Origin of the sequence: Streptomyces polyrhachis, assembly GCF_042663125.1 — a bacterium.
GTDB lineage: Bacteria > Actinomycetota > Actinomycetes > Streptomycetales > Streptomycetaceae > Streptomyces > Streptomyces polyrhachii.
The window spans coordinates 156478-175302 of the sequence record NZ_JBHSZO010000002.1; the positions used below are offsets into that span (position 1 = coordinate 156478).

An 18825-nucleotide genomic window follows, 5' to 3' on the forward strand; every position below is an offset into this window, starting at 1 on the left:
CGACCGCAGGTGGAACACGGTGCTCCGATCCGAGGGGACCTTCTGCTCCGGGCGCCCACCGAGGGCTCCGGGTCAGGACTCCACCCGCCGCCAGTCCGCCACAGCGCCGGGGTCGGTACGGTCCGCGGGGGTGACCCAGAAGGCCTTGCCCAGTTCGGCGCTGAACTGGGCGCCGGTGCGGCCGTCGCCGGAGGAGCGGCCGGTGAGGCGGCGGCCTATCCACGGGCCCAGGTGGCGGCGGGCGAAGGCGAGGTCGCCGCGGCGGCGCGTCAGCCAGCCCGGGTGGACCGCCGGCGGCAGCGGGGCGTTCCAGTCGGACTGCGCGGGCAGGCCCAGCGTCTGCCAGACCGCCTCGGCGACGCGCCGGTGGCCCTCGTGGGTCAGGTGCAGCCGGTCCTCGTCCCACAGGCGCGGATCGCCCAGCGGCTCGGAGGCGTACAGGTCCACCACCCGCGCCCCGTGGCGCGCGGCCAGCTCGTCGATGTGCGCGAACAGCTCCTCCATGCGCGGGCGGAAGCGCGCCAGGACCGGGCCGCGGCGGCCCGGGCTGCGGAAGAGCAGCAGGTGGCCGCAGCTGGGTGCGAGGGTGGCGACGGCCTCGGTGAGCTGGTCCTTGACGCGCGCCATGTCGCACGTGGGGCGCAGGGCGTCGTTGAGGCCGCCGACGAGGGTGACGATGTCGGCCTTCATCGCCGCGGCGGGCGCGACCTGCTCGTCGAGGATCTGCGCGATGAGCTTGCCGCGCACCGCGAGGTTGGCGTAGCGAAAGCCCGGGGCGCGCTCGGCGAGGCGGGCGGCGAGCAGGTCGGCCCAGCCGCGGTAGCTGCCGTCGGGCATGCGGTCGGACATGCCCTCGGTGAAGGAGTCGCCGACGGCGACGAGACTGGTGTATGGGGCATTGATCTCCATGGCGGGGGAAATCCTACGCGCTCTGCCCGACCAGCTCGCGCAGTACGTCCTCCATCGTGACCATCCCGGCCGGCCGGCCGCCGTCGGTGACGGCCGCCAGGTGCGTACGGCTGCGGCGCATCGCGGTCAGGACGTCGTCCAGCGGTGTGTCGGCCCGGACGCGGGCGATGGGCCGCATGGTGCCCACGGGGAAGGGCTCGTCGCGCGGAAGCTGGTCCAGGGCGTCCTTGACGTGCAGGTAGCCGTAGACCTCGCCCGCCTCGTCGGCCACGGGGAAGCGGGAGAACCCGGACTCCGCGGAGAGCTGCTCCAGGCCCTCCGGCGTGATCCCGAAGGGCGCGGAGACGACCCGCGCGGGCGGCAGCACGATCTCCCGCACCGGCCGGCGCCCCAGCTCCAGGGCGTCGCGCAGGCGCTCCTCCGCCCGCCCGTCGATCAGCCCCGCCTCGCCGGAGTCGCGCACGATGCGCACCAGCTCGTCGTCGGAGAACGTCGCCGAGACCTCGTCCTTGGGCTCCACCCGCAGCAGCCGCAGCAGGGTGTTGGACAGGGCGTTGACCAGGAACACCACCGGGCGCACCAGCCGCGTCATCGCCACCAGCGGCGGCCCCAGCAGCAGCGCGGAGCGCACCGGGTCGGCGAGCGCGATGTTCTTCGGCAGCATCTCCCCGAAGAGCATGTGCAGGTACGTGGCCACCGCCAGCGCGATCACGAAGGAGATCGGGTGGACCAGCCCGTGCGGGACGCCCACCGCGTCGAAGAGCGGCTCCAGCAGGTGGGCGATGGCCGGCTCGGCGACGATGCCCAGCACCAGCGTGCACAGGGTGATGCCCAGCTGCGCCGTCGCCAGCACCGTCGAGACGTTCTCCAGCCCCCACAGCACCCGCCGCGCCCGCTTGTCCCCGGCGCGTACGTACGGCTCCACCTGCGCCCGGCGTACGGAGATCAGCGCGAACTCGGCGCCGACGAAGAAGGCGTTGACGACCAGCGTCAGCAGCCCGATCAGCAGTTGCACCGCGGTCATGCCCGGCCACCCCGTACGTTCGCGTCGTCCTTGGGCCCGTCCTCGTGGAGGGGCGCGTGCAGCAGTACCCGTGCGGCGCGCCGGCCGCCGTCGTCGACGACCTCGACCTCCCAGCCCGCGACGAGGACCCGGTCGCCGTTGACGGGGATGCGCCCCAGCTCGGTGGCGACGAGTCCGGCGACGGTCTCGTAGGGGCCCTCGGGCAGCCGCAGGCCGATCTCCTCCAGCTCGTCGGGCCGCACCCCGCCGTCGGCCTCGTAGGTCGCATGGCCGTGGTCGTCCGGGCCCAGGGCGACCAGGTCGGCCGCCTCGTGGGGGTCGTGCTCGTCGCGGACCTCGCCGACGACCTCCTCCACGATGTCCTCCAGCGTCGCCACGCCGGCGGTGCCGCCGTACTCGTCGATGACCACGGCCATCGAGCGCTGGGTGGAGAGCTGGTCGAGGAGCCGGTCGACGGTGAGGGTCTCGGGCACCAGCAGCGGCTCGCGCATCAGGTCCCCGACCGGTACGCGCGCCCGGCGCTCGGCGGGCACGGCCAGGACGTCCTTGATGTGCGCGACGCCGACCACGGTGTCCAGGCTGCCCCGGTAGACGGGGAAGCGGGACAGGCCGGTGGCGCGGGTGGCGTTCGCGACGTCCTCCGCGGTGGCCTGCATGTCCAGCGCGGTGACCTGCACGCGCGGCGTCATCACGTTCTCGGCGGTGAGGTCCGCCAGGTTCAGGGTGCGCACGAACAGCTCGGCGGTGTCCGCCTCCAGCGAGCCCTCCTTGGCGGAGTGGCGTGCCAGCGCCGCCAGCTCCTGGGGGCTGCGGGCCGAGGCCAGCTCCTCCGCGGGCTCCATGCCCATCATGCGGATGAGGCGGTTGGCGGTGTTGTTGAGCCAGTGGATGAACGGCCCGAAGGCGGCGCTGAAGGCGCGCTGGAAGGCGGCGACGTGCCGGGCGACGGCCAGCGGCCGCGAGATCGCCCAGTTCTTCGGCACCAGTTCGCCGACGACCATCAGCACCAGCGTGGACAGCGCGGTCCCCAGCACGATGGCGATACCCGACGCCGCCGAACGGGGCACGCCCGCGGACGTCAGCGGCCCCTTGAGGAGAGCGGCGATGGACGGCTCGGACAGCATGCCGACGACCAGGTTGGTGACGGTGATGCCCAGCTGGGCGCCGGAGAGCTGGAAGGTGAGGCTGCGCACCGCCTTCAGCGCGCTCGACGCCCCGCGCTCACCGCGCGCGACCGCCGCCTCCAGCTCGCTGCGCTCGACCGTCGTCAGGGAGAACTCCGCCGCGACGAACAGCCCGCAGGCCAGGCAGAGCGCCAGCGCGAGGGCCAGCAGAAGCAGCTCGGTCATCGGATCCTCACCGCTTCATGATCCGCCCACAAGGGCGCGCGGCGCGATCTGTGCTCACTGGGAGGCTCGTCCATCGGGGGACGTCCACACCCTTTCTCTCTTCGGCTACGGGCTGCCCCCAGATTAAAGGATCGGCAAAACGATCGCGCGACCCGGCCGTTCACCCTCCGGCCAGGGACTTCACCCACCGCCGCCAGTGGTCCTCCCGCTCGTAGCCGGCGGCTCGCCACGCGCGGTGCGCCACCTCGTTGCGCTCCAGCACCATCGCGTCCCCGCGCCGTCCGCCCAACTCCCGGAAGCGCTCCTCGGCCGCCGCCAGCAGCGCCCCCGCGACGCCCCGGCGCCGGAGGTCGGGGTGCACGGCGAGACGGTAGAGCGAGCACCGCCAGCCGTCGAAACCGGCGATCAGCGTGCCCGTCAGTACGCCGCCCACCTCGGCGAGGAGCAGTGCCCCGGGATCGCGCGCGATCAGCCCGCGCACCCCCGCCAGGTCGTCGCTCACGCTCGTGCCCTCGGCGGCCAGCGCCCAGAAGTCGAGCACGGCCTGCGCCTCGTCGATCCGGGCGGCCCGGATACGGAGATCGTCCATAGGCGGCATCCCAGCACCGGGGCGCCCGGCCCGTCGAGCGGGTTTCACCATGCGGGCGCTGGACGCGGTCTTAGACCGACCGGCACATGGGGGGTGGGTCTTATTCGTGGGCGATGGCCTCCAGTACGTCCAGGCGCGAGGCCCGCAGCGCCGGCAGCAGCGCGGCGGCCAGCCCCACCAGCACCGAGCCCACCACCACGGCGATCATCGTGCCCCAGGGGACGGCGAACGCCTTCAGCCCCTCCAGCGCCAGCACCTGCTGCATGGACACCCCCCACACCACGCCCAGGCCCAGGCCCAGCACGGCGCCGAACACCGCGATCATCACCGACTCCAGGCGGATCATCCGCCGCAGCTGGCGCCGCGAGAGCCCGATCGCCCGCAGCAGCCCGATCTCCCGGGTGCGCTCCACCACCGACAGCGCGAGGGTGTTGACCACCCCGAGCACCGCGATGACGATCGCCAGTCCCAGCAGCGCGTACACCAGATACAGCAGCACCGAGATCTGCTGGCGGATCAGCTCCTTGAAGTCCGCCTGGTCGCGCACCTTGACCTGCGGATAGTCCTTCAGCGCCCGCTCCAGCGAGGAGCGCAGCTCCTGCGGCGAGGTGCCGTCGGCCGCGTTGATCAGCAGCCCGCTCTCCTGGCCGTCCGGGAGGTGCTTCTCCAGCGTCCCCAGGCCCAGGTAGAAGCCGCCGCCGGCGTTGAAGCCGTCGGAGGTCTGGGTGTTGAGCGCGGCCACCGTGAGCCTGGCCCGCGAGCCGTCCGCGAACCGTGCCTCCAGCACGCTGCCGATACGGATCCTGTGCTCGTCCGCGTAGCCCTTCTGCAGCCCCACCCGGCCGTCGGCCAGCGCCGCGGGCGTGTCCCCGGCGGCGTACCGCAGCCGGAAGACCTTGTCGAGCCCGGGGTCGTAGGCGCCCACCGCGGTACGGACCGACTGCCCGTCGGGGAGGGTGAGGCGCACCGTCGCGTAGCGCTGGCGGACCAGCAGACCGATGCCGTCCACCGTGCGCACCCGCTCGGTGACCTCCCGGGGGAACGGGCCGAAGTCGGCGCCCCCGACCACGAAGTCCGCACCCAGCGAGCGGTCGATCTCCTGGTCCACCGAGCGGGTCATCGACGCCCCGGCGATGGAGAGGCCGCCCACCAGCGCCAGCCCCACCATCAGCGCCGAGGCCGTCGCCCCGGTGCGGCGCGGGTTGCGCAGCGCGTTGCGCCGGCTCATCGAGCCGACCGGCCCGAACATCCGGGGGAACGCCGCGCCCAGCACCCGGATCACCGGCCGCACCAGCAGCGGCCCGGCGACCACCATGGCGAGCAGCGTCAGCACCACCCCCGTGCCCAGCCACACCGCGGCGGTGGCGGTCCGCGTCGCCGCCGCGCAGAGTGCCAGCGCCGCGATCCCGACCGCCCCCACCACGCCGCCCACCACGGCCCGTATCCGCAGCGGCCTGCCCACACCGGCGACCTCGATGTCGGACAGGGCGGCCATGGGGGAGACGCGCGCCGCGCGCCGCGCCGGCAGGTAGGCGGCCACGAACGTCACACCGAGCCCCACCAGGTAGGCGGCCAGCGGCGTCGTCCACACCACCACCATCTCGGCCGCGTCCAGGTTCATCCCCAGCACGCCCATCAGCTCGATCAGCCCCGCGGCCAGACCCAGCCCCGCCACCAGGCCCAGCGTGGAGCCCACCAGGCCCAGCAGCACCGCCTCCGTCAGCACCGAGCGCCGCACCTGGCGCCGGTCCGCGCCCAGTGCCCGCAGCAGCCCCAACTCCCGGGTGCGCTGGGCGATCAGCATGGAGAAGGTGTTGACGATGAGGAATATCCCCACCAGCACAGCCACCCCGGCGAAACCGAGCATCACGTACTTGATGACCCTGAGGAAGCCGCCCAGCTCCTCCGTCGCCGACTTCGCCTGCTCCGCGGCGGTCTTCACCGCGTACTGCGGGCCCAGCGCCCGCGCGACGCGCCCCTTCAACTCCGCGTCCGACACCCCCGGCGCGGCCTGGAGCGACAGCGACGTCACCGCGTCCGGCCGCCCCAGCAGCAGCTTCTGGGCGGCGGGGGTGTCGAGGAAGACCACCGCCGCACCCGGGTTGGTGGAGGTGAACGCGGCCAGGCCCACCACCTCGGCCTGGAAGGAGCCGGGCGCCGCGATCACCGTCAGCCGATCGCCGATGCGCACGCCCTTGCGGTCGGCGGTGTCCTTGTCGAGCAGCAACTGCCCGGCGCTGTGCGGCTCGTGGCCGCTGTGCAGCTCCACCACGCTGTGCTCGGTCAGCTCCCAGTTGCCCGCCAGCGTGGGCGGACCCGTCGTCGGCCCGACCTGGCCGCCGCCCGCGTCGACGAGGGTGATGTTCTGCACGTCGACATCAAGATGGACGCGCGCCACCCCGTCCACCGCGGCCACCCGCTCGCGCAGGGAGAGCGGCACGGTGGGGATCCGCCCGGAGAAGACGCCCTGCGCCTCGCCGAACTCCTCCCGCGGCTCCACCGACACATCGGCCGCCGCGGACTTGAACAACCGGTCGAAGGTCCGCCCCACCGTGTCGGAGAAGACCAGGCTCCCGGCCACGAACGCCACCGACAGCATCACCGCCAGCGCCGACAGCAGCATCCGGCCCTTGTGCGCGAAGAAACTCCGCAGACTCGCCCTCAGCATCGTGCCCTCAGCTCTTCCGCACTGTGTCGAAGCGCTTCATCCGCTCCAGCACGGCCTCGGCGGTGGGCTGGGGCATCTCGTCCACGATCCGCCCGTCCGCGAGGAACAGCACCAGGTCCGCGTGCGCCGCCGCTCCGGGATCGTGCGTCACCATCACCACCGTCTGCTCCAGCTCGTCCACCGCGCGGCGCAGCATGCCCAGCACCTCCAGCCCCGCCCGCGAGTCGAGGTTGCCGGTCGGCTCGTCCGCGAAGACCAGCTCGGGCCGCGAGGCCAGTGCCCGCGCGCAGGCCACCCGTTGCTGCTGGCCGCCGGAGAGCTGCGCGGGCCGGTGGCGCAGCCGGTCGCGCAACCCCAGGGTGTCGATGACCTGGTCCAGCCACGCCTGCTCGGGACGGCGGCCGGCGATGTCCATCGGCAGCGTGATGTTCTCCAGGGCGTTCAGGGTGGGCAGCAGGTTGAAGGACTGGAACATGAATCCCACCCGGTCCCGGCGCAACCGCGTCAACTCGCGGTCGTTCAAACCGGTGATCTCCGTCCCGCCCAGCCACACCTGCCCGGCGGAGACGCCGTCCAGCCCGGCAAGGCAGTGCATCAACGTCGACTTCCCCGACCCGGACGGCCCCATCACCGCCGTGAACCGTCCCCGCGCGATGGACACGTCCACCGCGTCCAGCGCCACGACGGCCGTCTCACCCGACCCGTACGCCTTGGTCAACTCACGTGCCCGAGCCGCGATGTCCGCCCCGTCCACGCCGCCGGCCCTGTCCGCAACCCCCGTCACAGCCACCACGCCTCCCGCACTCGCCCCTACGGCGGGATCCCACCGCGCTCACGAGACTAGGACGTACCGGACAGTGCGCGCATCCCCCTGTGGACAGAGCCGCCGGGCCGGCCCTCATCCGGAGGGACGAGCCGTGCCCCGCGCACTGCGACGGCAACCACAACGCAGGCCCGGCGCCCCTACGAGGCGGTCCCCGCCCACGTCCCGCCCAGCCCCGGCGCCAGCCACCCCGGCGCCGCGGCGCGGAACTCCTCCGGCGCCAAGTGGGCCGCGCCGTGCGGCAGGACGCCGAGCAGCGGGGCCTGCGCGGCGAGCGGCAGGTCCTCCAGATTGCACAGTTCCGCCAGTCCCGGTCGGAGCGGCCAACTCCCCACCACCACCCCCATGCAGGGGATCTCGCGCGCCCGCAGCGCCTCCGCCGTCAGCGCCGTCGCGTTGAGCGTGCCCAGCGCGGCCGGTGCCACGACCAGGGCCGGGCAGCGCAGCAGCCGCGCCGCGTCCGCGAGGGTGGCGCCCTCCTCGTCGTAGCGCACCAGCAGGCCGCCCGCGCCCTCTACCAGCACCAGGTCGTGCGCGGCGGACAGCTTCGCCGCCGCCTCGGCGACCTCGGCGGGGCCCACCGGCCGCGCGCCGGCGCGCCGGGCGGCCGTCGCCGGCGCCAACGGCTCCGGATAGCGGGCCAGTTCGGCGCCCGTCACCTGCGCGCCGGCCAGGCGCAGCACCTCGTGGACGTCGCCCGGCTCCCCGGCCGCCACGCCGGTCTGCGCCGGCTTCAGCACCGCCACCGACCAGCCGGCGGCGAGCGCCGCCGCCGCCAGTGCGGCGGTCACCATCGTCTTGCCGACCTCGGTCCCGGTCCCGGTGACCACCAGCACACTCACGACATCCTCCTCATCGCGCGGCTGTCGAGGCGGCGGCGGCCGCGCACACCGCCGCGCACACCCGCGCCAGGTCGTCGTCGTCCGTCACGTACGGCGGCATCGTGTAGACCAGATCGCGAAACGGCCGCAGCCACACCCCGGCCCGCACCGCCGCCTCGGTGGCCGCCGCCATGTCGACGGGATGGTCGAGTTGGACGACGCCGATCCCGCCGAGGACCCGTACGTCCACCACCCCCGGAATGGAGGCGGCCTGCGCCAGCCCGGCGGACAGCCCGGCCGCCAGCCGCCCGACCTGCCCCTGCCAGTCCTGCCCGAGGAGGAGGTCGACGGACGCCCCCGCCACCGCGCAGGCCAGCGGATTGCCCATGAACGTCGGTCCGTGCGCCAGCACCGCCGCCTCGCCCCCGGAGATCCCCTCCGCCACCCGCGTCGTGCACAGCGCCGCCGCCAGCGTCATATAGCCGCCGGTCAGGGCCTTGCCCACGCACATCACATCCGGCGACACCCCGGCGTGCTCCGCGGCGAACAGCCGCCCCGTACGCCCGAACCCGGTGGCGATCTCGTCGAAGACCAGCAGCACGTCGTGCTCGTCGCACAGTTCGCGCAGCACCCGCAGGTAGCCGGGGGAGTGGAAGCGCATCCCGCCCGCGCCCTGCACCACCGGCTCCACGATCACCGCCGCCGTCTCGGCCGCGTGCCGCGCCACCGTCTCGCGCAGCGCCGCCACGTACGCCGCGTCGGGCTCGTCGGCGAAACCCCCCGGCGGTGGCGGTGCGAAGACCTGCCGGGGCAGCGCCCCGCCCCACAGCGCGTGCATCCCGCCGTCCGGATCGCACACCGACATCGGCTGCCAGGTGTCGCCGTGGTAGCCGCCGCGCCAGGTCAGCAGCCGCTGCTTGCCCGGGCGCCCCACCGAGCGCCAGAACTGCAGGCACATCTTCACCGCGACCTCGACCGACACCGACCCGGAGTCGGCCAGGAAGACGTGCTGGAGCGGCTCGGGGGTGATCTCCACCAGCCGCGCCGCGAGCCGCACGGCCGGCTCGTGGGTGAGGCCGCCGAACATCACATGGCTCATCCGCTCCACCTGCCCGTGCACGGCGGCGTTGAGGACGGGGTGGTTGTAGCCGTGGACGGCCGACCACCACGACGACATCCCGTCCACCAGCTCGCCGACCCCGTGTACGGGCTCCGCCAGCCTCAGCCGCACACCCGAGGCGGAGTCCACCACCAGCGGCGCCACCCGGCCGGGCATCGGCCCGTACGGATGCCAGACATGCGCCCGGTCCAGCTCCAGCAGCCGCGCCGGGGAGAGCGCCTCGGGCAGCGGCTCAGGCATTGGGCGGCAGCTCCGTACCGGCGCCCCGGCGGCGCACCGCGACCAGGTCCGTACGGGCCCCGGAAACCTCAGCGGCCTCAGGCACCTCGGCGGCCTCGGCGGCCGGCTCCCCGCACGGCCCGCACGCCCCGCCCCCGCACCCCTCCCCGCCAGAAGCGGCGGCGGCGTCGACGCGGTGCGCGGGAAGCGTCGTCGTCCCCTCGCCCTCCACCTCGAAACCCGCGTCCGCGATCATCTCCAGATCCGCCTGCCCCGCCTGCCCCTCGCTCGTCAGGTAGTCCCCGAGGAAGATCGAGTTCGCCAGGTGCAGCGCCAGCGGCTGCATGGTCCGCAGGTGCACCTCGCGCCCGCCCGCGAGGCGCACCTCCACATCCGGGCACACGAACCGCACCATCGCCAGGATCCGCAGGCAGCGCTGCGGCGTCAGGTTCCACTCCTTCGCCAGCGGCGTCCCCTCGAAGGGGATCAGGAAGTTCACCGGCACCGAGTCCGCGTCCAGCTCCCGCAGCCCGAAGACCACGTCCACCAGATCGCCGTCACTCTCACCCATGCCGGCGATCAGCCCCGAACAGGCCGACAGCCCCGCCCCCTGCGCCTGGCGCACCGTCTCCACCCGGTCCGCGTACTCGTGCGTGGTGCAGATGTCGCCGTACGTCGACTCGGAGGTGTTCAGATTGTGGTTGTACGCGTCCGCACCCGCCTCGCGCAGCCGCTCGGCCTGCCCGGCGGACAGCAGCCCCAGGCAGGCGCAGACCTCCACGCCGCTGTTCTGCTCCTTGATGGCGGCGATCGTCCCCGCCACCCGCTCCACGTCCCGGTCCGTGGGCCCGCGCCCGCTCGCCACCAGGCACACCCGCTTCGCGCCGCCCGCGACCCCGGCCCCGGCGGCCTTCGCCGCCTCGGCCGGCTTCAGCCAGCTGTACTTCAAGATCCCCGCCTCGGAGCCCAGCCGCTGCGAGCAGTACGAGCAGTCCTCCGGACACAGCCCGGACTTGAGGTTGACGAGGTAGTTCAGCTTCACCCGGCGCCCGAACCAGTGCCGGCGCACCCGGCCCGCCGCGGCCACCACGTCCAGCAGTTCGTCATCGGTGGTCGCCAGCACGGCGAGCACCTCGTCGCGTGTGGGCAGCTCGCGGCGCAGCCCCTTGTCCACCAGCGTAGTCAGCAGGTCCATGGCGCTGATACTCGCTCACCGGCCCCCCGCACAGCCAGTCGGACAGGTCACAACAAGCCCCCCGCGCACTGTGTGTCTTGCCACACCCCACCCCGCCGCCACGCGCAGTAACGTGCGGTGGCGAACCCTCCGTACCGCTTCCCCCACCGTGCGACCGACCGACGAGGACCTGCCGCGAATGCCCGCCGACCCCTTCGACTGGATCACCGAGGCCGCCGCCGCCCGCCACCGCGCCGGCCTCGTCCGCACCCTGCGCCCGCGCCCGGCCCGCGAGACGCTGCTCGACCTCGCCTCCAACGACTACCTCGGCCTGGCCCACCACCCCGAGGTCGTCGACGGCGCCACCGCGGCCCTGCGCCGCTGGGGCGCCGGCTCCACCGGCTCCCGCCTGGTCACCGGCTCCACCGAACTGCACGCCGAACTGGAAGCGGAACTCGCCGAGTTCTGCGGCTTCGAAGCAGCCCTGGTCTTCTCCTCCGGCTACGCCGCCAACCTCGCCGCCCTCACCGCACTCACCGGACCCGCCACCCCCCACCGCCTCATCGTCTCCGACGCCGGCAACCACGCCTCCCTCATCGACGGCTGCCGCCTCTCGCGCGCCGAGACCGCCGTCGTCGCGCACGCCGACCCCCAGGCCGTGGCCAAGGCCCTGGACGGCCACGAGGGCCGCGCCCTGGTCGTCACCGACGCGGTGTTCTCCGTCGACGGCGACGAGGCCCCCCTGACCGCGCTCGCCCAGGTCGCCGCCGACGCGCGAGCGGCGCTCCTCGTCGACGACGCACACGGCCTGGGCGTCCTGGGCCCCGGCGGCAGCGGTACGCCCGCCGCCCACGCGGTGGCGGGCGCCCCCGGCGTCGTCGCCACCGTCACCCTCTCCAAATCCCTCGGCAGCCAGGGCGGCGCCGTCCTGGGCCCCGCCGCGGTCATCGAGCACCTGGTCAACACCGCCCGCACCTTCATCTTCGACACCGGCCTCAACCCGGCCGCCGCCGGCGCGGCACTGACCGCGCTGCGCGTCCTGCGCCGCGAACCGGCCCTCGCCCAGGCGGTACGCGACCACGCCCGCGCCCTGCACACCGGCCTGACAGCGGCCGGCCTGCGCGCGGTACGCCCCGACGCGGCGGTCGTCTCCGTCGCCGCCCCCTCCCCGGAACACGCCCTCACCTGGGCCGCCGACTGCCGCACCGCGGGCCTACGGGTCGGCTGCTTCCGCCCCCCGTCCGTCCCCGACGGCATCTCCCGCCTGCGCCTGACCGCCCGTGCCAACCTCACCGCCGAGGAGATCGACCGCGCACTGACGGTGATCGCCGCGACCGCCCCGTAAAAACTCAACCCCCCGAAGCACACGCCGCGTTGATCGCCGCCCGCAGCGCGTCCTCGCCGGGCGCCCCCGAGGCCGCGCCGTCCGCGTCCCGGTACAGCCGGCAGGACACCGACGGCTGCCCGCCGTCGGAGGGGAAGGGGTCGACGCCGTCCAGCAGGATCGTCGGCGAGCCGCTCATCCCGAGTGCGAGCGCCTGGTTGCCGTTGCGGACCTCGACCACCTCCACCTCGGCGGCCCGCCCCGCCAGCGCCGCCGCGACCCGCTCAAGCGCGAGCCCCGTGTTCGCGCATCCCGGCACCGCAAGCACTGTGATCCGCATCGCCTCGTCCTCCCGGTCCGTCGCCGTCACGCCTCTGACGGTAGACCCACGGGGAGGTTATGAGACGGCAGGCGCCGCAGGATGTTCCACCAGCAGCGCCTCCGCGCCCACCGCCTGGAACCCGGCCGCCATGAACGCCCGCACACTGGCCGCGTTGCCCGGCGCGATCTGCGCCCACAACGGCCCGCCCCCGGGCACCAGATGCCGCGCGGCGACCGCCAGCCGCCGCCCCAGCCCCGTACCGCGCGCCCCCGCCTCGACCTCCACGGCAACCTCCCACCGCCCCGCGACCCCGCGCCCGAGCAGCAACGTGCCACCCGGGACGGTCCACGCACGCACCTCGTCGCGGTGCCGCAGCGCCCGTACGACGCGGGGGTGGTCGCGGTCCGCCGTCGGCGTCAGCTCCAGCGGCGGCGGTCCGGCCAGCGCCGGGGCGGCGGTCAGCAGGTCGATGTTGTTGACCTTCCGCCCCGTGCGCTCCTCAAGCGCGCGCAGGAAGGGCGGGTTGAGGGGCGCGGAGAGGTCGTCGGCGGGCAGCGAGGCCCGCACCCACGCCTCCTCCACCCCGGCGAAGACCAGCGAGCACCCGGTCAGCGCGATGACCCCGGCGTCGCGCGCACAGGGCCGCGCCAGCACGTGGACGCGGCCGTCCGCAGGGGGGAAGACGCCGCGGGCGGCGTCGGCCAGGAAGGCGGCAAGATCCCTCATGGCCTCAAGCTACCGTGCGGATCCGGGAGTTCACCCCTGCCCCCACGCCTCGTCTCCCACGCTGTTCTCTCATGCTGTCTTGCGTGCGGCTTCCAGTTCGGCGCGCACCTCTGTCGCGTAGCGGTCCACGTACTCCTGGCCGGAGAGTTTCAGGATCGCGTTGATGATCTCGTCGGTGACGGCCCGCAGGATCACCTTCTCGTTCTCCATGCCGGCGTAGCGGGAGAAGTCCAGCGGTTCGCCGAAGCGGATCGTGACGCGCCCGAGGCGGGGGATCTTCCGTCCGGGGGGCTGGAGTTCGAAGGTGCCGACCATCGCGCAGGGGATGACCTGCACACCCGCGCGCAGCGCCATCGCCGCCACGCCGACGCGGCCCTTGTAGAGGCGTCCGTCGTGCGAGCGGGTGCCTTCGGGGTAGATCCCGAGGAGTTCGTCCCGGCCCAGCACCCCGAGCCCTTCCTCGATGGCCGCCTGGGCGGCGCCGCGGCCGCTGCGGTCCACCGGGATCTGCCCCGCGCTGCGGAAGAACGCCGCGACCAGGCGCCCCTTGAGGCCGGGGCCGGTGAAGTACTCCGCCTTGGCGAGGAAGGTGATGCGCCGCTTGAGCATCGCCGGCATCAGGAAGTGGTCGGCGAAGGACAGGTGGTTGCCCGCGACGATCGCCGCGCCGTCCGGGGGGATGTGCTCCAGCCCCTCGATGCGCGGGCGGAAGCACAGCTTCAACAGGGGCCCCAGCAGGACGTACTTGAGCAGGTAGTAGAACACGAGGCGACTCCCCAGGGCACCGGATCGATTCAGGGACGGCGTCACGGCAGGTCAACGGCACGGTCCGTAGGGCCAGTCTAGGTTCTGCAGGCTGATCCGGAAGGGGTGCCGACGGGAAAGCGCTGCGGCAGCGTCCCCCCGGAACGCTGCCGCAGACGTGGTACGGGCCGTGGCGGCCTCAGCGGATGGGCACTCCCGACAGGGTGCGCGCGATGACGAGCCGCTGGATCTCGCTGGTGCCCTCGAAGATGGTGTAGATCGCGGCGTCGCGGTGCATGCGCTCCACCGGGTACTCGCGGGTGAAGCCGTTGCCGCCCAGGATCTGCATCGCCTGCGCGGTGACCGTCTTGGCGGTCTCGCCGGCGTAGAGCTTGGACATGGAGCCCTCCGCGGCGGCGAAGGGCTTGCCGGCGGAGGCCATCCACGAGGCCCGCCACACCAGCAGCCGCGAGGCGTCGACGCGGGTGCGCATGTCGGCGAGCTGGAAGGCGACGCCCTGGTTGTCGATGATGGGGCGGCCGAACTGCACGCGGGTCTTGGCGTAGTCCAGGGCCACCTCGTAGGCGGCGCGGGCGATGCCCACGGCCTGCGCGCCCACGGCGGGGCGGGAGGCCTCGAAGGTCGCCATGGCGGCGTTCTTCACCCGCTCGCCGCTGCCGTTCGCGGCGCGCTCGCGGGCGCGGGCGAGGCGCTCGTCGAGCTTGTCCTTGCCGCCCAGCAGGCAGTTGCCCGGGATGCGCACGTTCTCCAGCACCACCTCGGCGGTGTGCGAGGCGCGGATGCCGTGCTTCTTGAACTTCTGCCCCTGGCTGAGGCCCGGGGTGTCCGGGGGGATGACGAAGGAGGCGTGGCCCTTGGAGCCCAGCTCGGGGTCGACGACGGCGACGACGACGTGCACGTTGGCGATACCGCCGTTGGTGGCCCAGGTCTTGGTGCCGTTGAGCACCCACTCGTCCTTGGCCTCGTCGTACACCGCGCGGGTACGCATGGCCGAGACGTCGGAGCCGGCGTCGGGCTCGGAGGAGCAGAAGGCGCCGAGCTTCACGTCGGAGGCGTCGCCGTACATCTGGGGGATCCAGGTGCCGATCTGCTCCTCGGTGCCGTTGGCGAGGACGCCGACGGCGGCCAGGCCGGTGCCCACGATGGACAGGGCGATGCCCGCGTCACCCCAGAACAGCTCCTCCATCGTGAGGGCGACGCCCAGTCCGGTGGGGTCGAAGTACTGCTGGGCGTAGAAGTCCAGGGAGTACAGCCCGATCTTCGCCGCCTCCTGGATCACCGGCCAGGGCGTCTCCTCGCGCTCGTCCCACTCGGCGGCGGCGGGGCGTATGACGTCTGCGGCGAAGCCGTGCAGCCAGTCCCGGACCTGCTTCTGATCCTCGTTGAGCTCGAACGTGATTTCTCCCATGACCCCTCCGCGGGCTGTTACTGGCGGTAACCCCAGTCTGTTACCCACGGGTAGGTAATGTCAACAGCCGTGCGCCACACGCCCTGGCCAGGTGTTACGTTGCCCGAGCGCGGACGGACGGGAAAAGAGGACGCCATGAGTACCCACAAGCAGAGCGAGCAGCGCCAGGAGGCCACCGAGCGGCGCCGCGCCGAACTGCTGGCAGCCGCCGACCGCGTCGTCCTGCGCGAGGGGCCCGGCGCCTCCATGAACGCCATGGCCGCCGAGGCCGGCATCACCAAACCGATCCTCTACCGCCACTTCGGCGACAAGGGCGGCCTCTACCGCGCCCTCGCCCAGCGCCACACCGACGCCCTCCTGGAGTCGCTGCGCGCCGCCCTCGACGCCCCCACCGGCCGCCGCGAACGCGTCGAGGCCACGTTGGACACCTACCTCGCCGCCATCGAGGCGCGCCCCCAGGTCTACCGCTTCCTGATGCACCCGGCGGACGAGCAGCCCGCCCCCGAGGCGGACTTCGAGATCGCCCGCCACGCCGTCCCCCTCATGCGCCGCCTGGGCGAGGAACTGGCCGAGGTCATCGCCGAACGCGTCGACCTGGGGCCCTCCGGCCACCTCCTCGCCCGCGCCTGGGGCCACGGCATCGTCGGCATGATGCACGCGGCCGGCGACTGGTGGCTGGCCGAGCAGCCCTGCCCCCGCCGCGAAGTGGTCCAGGCCGTCACCGACCTCCTGTGGGGCAAACTGGCCACCGCCCCCGACCGCCCCGGCAGCCCGGGACTGTAGGACCGGCCGGCGCACGGGGCGGGGAGGAGCGGCCTCAGCCGGTCCCCCGCAGCACCCGCCACCGGCGCACCGCCCCCAACCGGTCGCTGAACACCGTCCCGTCCAGGTGGTCGCACTCGTGCTGCAGGCACCGCGCGAAGAAACCAGACCCCTCCACCCGCACCGGCGCCCCCGATGCGTCCACCCCCTCCACCACCGCCAGGTCCCAGCGCTCCACCCCCGCCTCCCGGCCCGGCAGCGACAGGCACCCCTCCGGCCCGCGCAGGGACACGCCACCCGTCTCCACCAGCCGCGGATTGACCACGTACCCCAGATGGCGCACGTCCTCGTCGTCCGGGCAGTCGTAGACGAACACCCGCAGCCCGACGCCCACCTGGCACGCCGCCAGCCCCACACCCCGCGCCGCGTACATCGTCGCGAAGAGGTCCTCCACCAGGTCCTCCAGCGGCTCCCCGAACTCCGTCACCTCCCGCGACGCCCCGTGCAGCACCGCCGCACCGAAATACCGCACGTCCCGCACCCGTCCCCGCGCCCCGGGAATCCTGCGCCCACTCACGCGTCCACCTCGCCTTCGCTCGTACAAGCCGTCCCGATCCCCTCGTGCGGACGCAAAACCCCCGCTCCCGGACGCCGGATTCGGACCCCCCGGCACACAGTGGATAGTCTGACCACGGCGTACGGACCCAAGGAGGATTCACCACGATGACAGGCACCACAGAACCGCTGTCGCCGCGGGCCAAGCTGGCCGTCACCGCGGGCAAGGCGGCCGCGGCCGTCTCGCGTGCCGCGGGCCGGGGCAGCGGCTCGGTCATCGGCGGCCGGGTCGCGCTGAAACTCGACCCCGACCTCCTCGCCGCGCTCGCCGCCAACCTCGACGTGGTCCTGGTCTCCGCCACCAACGGCAAGACCACCACCACCCGCCTCATCGCCGAGGCCCTGCGCGCCGCCGGACCCGTCGTCTCCAACGCCCTGGGCGCCAACATGCCCGCCGGCATCACCTCCGCCCTCGCCGGCGGCTCCGACGCCCGCTACGGCGTCATCGAGGTCGACGAGAAGTACCTCGCCGGCGTCGCCCGCGACGTCGACCCCAAGGCCATCGCCCTGCTCAACCTCTCCCGCGACCAGCTCGACCGCGCCGCCGAGACGCGGATGCTCGCCGAGAAGTGGCGCGAGGGCCTGGCCGGCACCAAGGCCCTGGTCATCGCCAACTGCGACGACCCGCTGATCGCCTGGGCCGCCAGCTCCTGCCCCAACGTGGTGTGGGTCGCCGCCGGCCAGGAGTGGAAGGACGACGCCTGGTCGTGCCCCTCCTGCGGAGGCGTCCTGCAGCGCCAGGGCGAGGACTGGCGCTGCGGCGAGTGCGGCTTCGGCCGCCCCGCCCCCCAGTGGGCCCTGTCCGGCGACCACGTCCTGGACCCGCACGGCGCCGCCTGGCCCATCAAGCTCCAGCTCCCGGGCCGCGCCAACAAGTCCAACGCCGCCGTCTCCGCCGCCGTGGCCGCCGCCTTCGGCGTCCCCCCGCAGACCGGCCTGGAACGCATGTGGCAGGTCACCGCCGTCGCCGGCCGCTACGACATCGTCGCCTTCGAGGGCCGCGAACTGCGCCTGCTGCTGGCGAAGAACCCCGCCGGCTGGCTGGAGACGTTCTCCCTCATCGACCCCCCGCCCACCCCCGTCGTCCTCTCCGTCAACGCCCGCGGCGCCGACGGCACCGACACCTCCTGGCTGTGGGACGTCGACTACACCCGCCTCACCGGCCACCCGCTGCTCGTCATCGGCGACCGCAAGCTCGACCTGGCCGTACGCCTGGAGGTCGCGGGCCAGAACTTCCGCGTCTGCGAGAGCCTGGACGAGGCCGTCGCCGCCGCACCCGCCGGCCGTATCGAGGTCATCGCCAACTACACGGCGTTCCAGGACCTGCGCCGCCGCGTGGGCAACTGACCACCGGACCGGCGACAGACCCCGGCGAAAGACAGAGCGGAGACCAGCCACATGAACGACAACAGCCTGCGCCTCATCTGGGTCTACCCCGACCTGCTGAGCACCTACGGCGACCAGGGCAACGCCCTCGTCGTCGAACGCCGCGCCCGCCAGCGCGGCCTGGCCGTGGAGCGCTACGACGTACGCTCCGACCAGCCGGTGCCCACCGGCGGCGACATCTACCTCATCGGCGGCGGCGAGGACCGCCCCCAGCGCCTGGCGGCCGAGCGCCTGCGCCGCGACGGGGGCCTGGCCCGCGCCGTCGGCAACGGGGCCATCGTCTTCTCCGTCTGCGCCGGCTACCAGATCCTCGGCAACGAGTTCATCAACGACCTCGGCCAGCGCGAGGCCGGCCTGGGCCTGCTCGACGTGGTCTCCACCCGCGGCGAGGGCAGCCGCTGCGTCGGCGATGTCCTGGCCGACGTCGACCCCCAGCTCGGCCTCCCGCAGCTCACCGGCTTCGAGAACCACCAGGGCATCACCCACATCGGCCCCGGCGCACGCCCCTTCGCCACGGTCCGCACCGGCAACGGCAACGGCACCGGCGACGGCACGGAGGGCGCCTGGGCGGACAACGTCTTCGGCACCTACATGCACGGCCCCGTCCTGGCCCGCAACCCCCTCATCGCCGACCTCCTCATCCGCCTGGCGATGGACACCCCCCAGCTGCCCCCGCTCGACGACCGCTGGTACGAGGCGCTGCGCGCCGAACGCATCGCCGCGACGACCCAGCCCGCCTGACCGCACCGCGCGTACACCACGGCCAGAGCCGCCCCCGCGCCTTTCGCGCCGGTGGGCGGCTCTAGTCTTGTGGCAGCACC

Annotated in this window: 18 protein-coding genes; 4 read left to right on the top strand and 14 right to left on the bottom strand. The window is 73.6% G+C overall.

Annotation, left to right across the window (positions count from 1 at the left end; translation table 11 throughout):
- Positions 1–72: 72 nt before the first annotated feature.
- The 9 genes from ACFQLX_RS01805 to bioB form a co-directional block, all read right to left on the bottom strand.
- Entirely contained in the window at positions 73–909 is an 837-nt protein-coding gene (locus ACFQLX_RS01805) for an SGNH/GDSL hydrolase family protein (protein WP_386411018.1), read from the bottom strand.
- Positions 910–922: 13 nt separating this feature from the next.
- Positions 923–1933: a hemolysin family protein gene (locus tag ACFQLX_RS01810; RefSeq protein WP_386411020.1), complete on the bottom strand. Its 1011-nt coding sequence runs from the start codon at positions 1931–1933 to the stop codon at positions 923–925.
- Complete coding sequence (locus tag ACFQLX_RS01815; RefSeq protein WP_386411023.1) at positions 1930–3282, bottom strand: hemolysin family protein; 1353 nt, start codon at positions 3280–3282, stop codon at positions 1930–1932. The genes ACFQLX_RS01810 and ACFQLX_RS01815 overlap by 4 nt, the downstream gene beginning before the upstream one ends.
- Positions 3283–3442: 160 nt before the next feature.
- Entirely contained in the window at positions 3443–3871 is a 429-nt protein-coding gene (locus ACFQLX_RS01820; protein ID WP_386411026.1) for a GNAT family N-acetyltransferase, read from the bottom strand.
- A 100-nt stretch (positions 3872–3971) separates the two neighbouring features.
- The gene (locus ACFQLX_RS01825) at positions 3972–6539 is read right to left on the bottom strand and encodes an ABC transporter permease (protein WP_386411029.1); all 2568 of its coding nucleotides are present in this window, start codon (positions 6537–6539) and stop codon (positions 3972–3974) included.
- 7 nt (positions 6540–6546) lie between these two features.
- Complete coding sequence (locus ACFQLX_RS01830) at positions 6547–7323, bottom strand: ABC transporter ATP-binding protein (protein WP_386411301.1); 777 nt, start codon at positions 7321–7323, stop codon at positions 6547–6549.
- Between the two features lie 179 nt (positions 7324–7502).
- Complete coding sequence (bioD, locus tag ACFQLX_RS01835) at positions 7503–8204, bottom strand: dethiobiotin synthase (RefSeq protein ID WP_386411032.1); 702 nt, start codon at positions 8202–8204, stop codon at positions 7503–7505.
- 10 nt (positions 8205–8214) lie between these two features.
- Positions 8215–9543 carry an adenosylmethionine--8-amino-7-oxononanoate transaminase gene (locus ACFQLX_RS01840; RefSeq protein WP_386411035.1) on the bottom strand — a complete coding sequence of 443 codons (1329 nt, stop codon included), beginning with the start codon at positions 9541–9543 and terminating at the stop codon, positions 8215–8217.
- Positions 9536–10717: a biotin synthase BioB gene (gene bioB / locus ACFQLX_RS01845; protein WP_386411038.1), complete on the bottom strand. Its 1182-nt coding sequence runs from the start codon at positions 10715–10717 to the stop codon at positions 9536–9538. The genes ACFQLX_RS01840 and bioB overlap by 8 nt, the downstream gene beginning before the upstream one ends.
- Before the next feature lie 178 nt (positions 10718–10895).
- On the opposite strand from bioB, the gene ACFQLX_RS01850 reads away from it, so the two are divergent.
- The gene (locus ACFQLX_RS01850; RefSeq protein WP_386411041.1) at positions 10896–12041 is read left to right on the top strand and encodes an 8-amino-7-oxononanoate synthase; all 1146 of its coding nucleotides are present in this window, start codon (positions 10896–10898) and stop codon (positions 12039–12041) included.
- Positions 12042–12045: 4 nt separating this feature from the next.
- Here ACFQLX_RS01850 and ACFQLX_RS01855 read toward each other — a convergent pair whose 3' ends face one another.
- The 4 genes from ACFQLX_RS01855 to ACFQLX_RS01870 form a co-directional block, all read right to left on the bottom strand.
- Complete coding sequence (locus ACFQLX_RS01855) at positions 12046–12390, bottom strand: thioredoxin domain-containing protein (RefSeq protein WP_386411044.1); 345 nt, start codon at positions 12388–12390, stop codon at positions 12046–12048.
- Between the two features lie 27 nt (positions 12391–12417).
- On the bottom strand, positions 12418–13068 hold the full coding sequence (locus tag ACFQLX_RS01860; protein WP_386411047.1) for a GNAT family N-acetyltransferase: 651 nt from the start codon (positions 13066–13068) through the stop codon (positions 12418–12420).
- A 69-nt stretch (positions 13069–13137) separates the two neighbouring features.
- Positions 13138–13833, bottom strand: coding sequence for a lysophospholipid acyltransferase family protein (locus ACFQLX_RS01865; RefSeq protein ID WP_386411050.1), 696 nt, complete (start codon positions 13831–13833; stop codon positions 13138–13140).
- A gap of 178 nt (positions 13834–14011) precedes the next feature.
- On the bottom strand, positions 14012–15241 hold the full coding sequence (locus ACFQLX_RS01870; protein WP_386411053.1) for an acyl-CoA dehydrogenase family protein: 1230 nt from the start codon (positions 15239–15241) through the stop codon (positions 14012–14014).
- A 135-nt stretch (positions 15242–15376) separates the two neighbouring features.
- Here ACFQLX_RS01870 and ACFQLX_RS01875 point away from each other — a divergent pair, with 135 nt between their 5' ends.
- Positions 15377–16024: a TetR/AcrR family transcriptional regulator gene (locus tag ACFQLX_RS01875; protein ID WP_386411056.1), complete on the top strand. Its 648-nt coding sequence runs from the start codon at positions 15377–15379 to the stop codon at positions 16022–16024.
- Between the two features lie 34 nt (positions 16025–16058).
- Here the strand turns inward: ACFQLX_RS01875 and def are convergent, their stop codons facing one another.
- Positions 16059–16580, bottom strand: a complete 522-nt coding sequence (gene def, locus ACFQLX_RS01880) for a peptide deformylase (protein ID WP_386411059.1) — start codon at positions 16578–16580, stop codon at positions 16059–16061.
- Positions 16581–16726: 146 nt separating this feature from the next.
- Here def and ACFQLX_RS01885 point away from each other — a divergent pair, with 146 nt between their 5' ends.
- Both ACFQLX_RS01885 and ACFQLX_RS01890 read left to right on the top strand, forming a co-directional pair.
- Complete coding sequence (locus ACFQLX_RS01885) at positions 16727–17965, top strand: Mur ligase family protein (RefSeq protein ID WP_386411062.1); 1239 nt, start codon at positions 16727–16729, stop codon at positions 17963–17965.
- A gap of 51 nt (positions 17966–18016) precedes the next feature.
- Positions 18017–18745: a type 1 glutamine amidotransferase gene (locus tag ACFQLX_RS01890; protein WP_386411064.1), complete on the top strand. Its 729-nt coding sequence runs from the start codon at positions 18017–18019 to the stop codon at positions 18743–18745.
- The last annotated feature ends 80 nt before the right edge of the window (positions 18746–18825 follow it).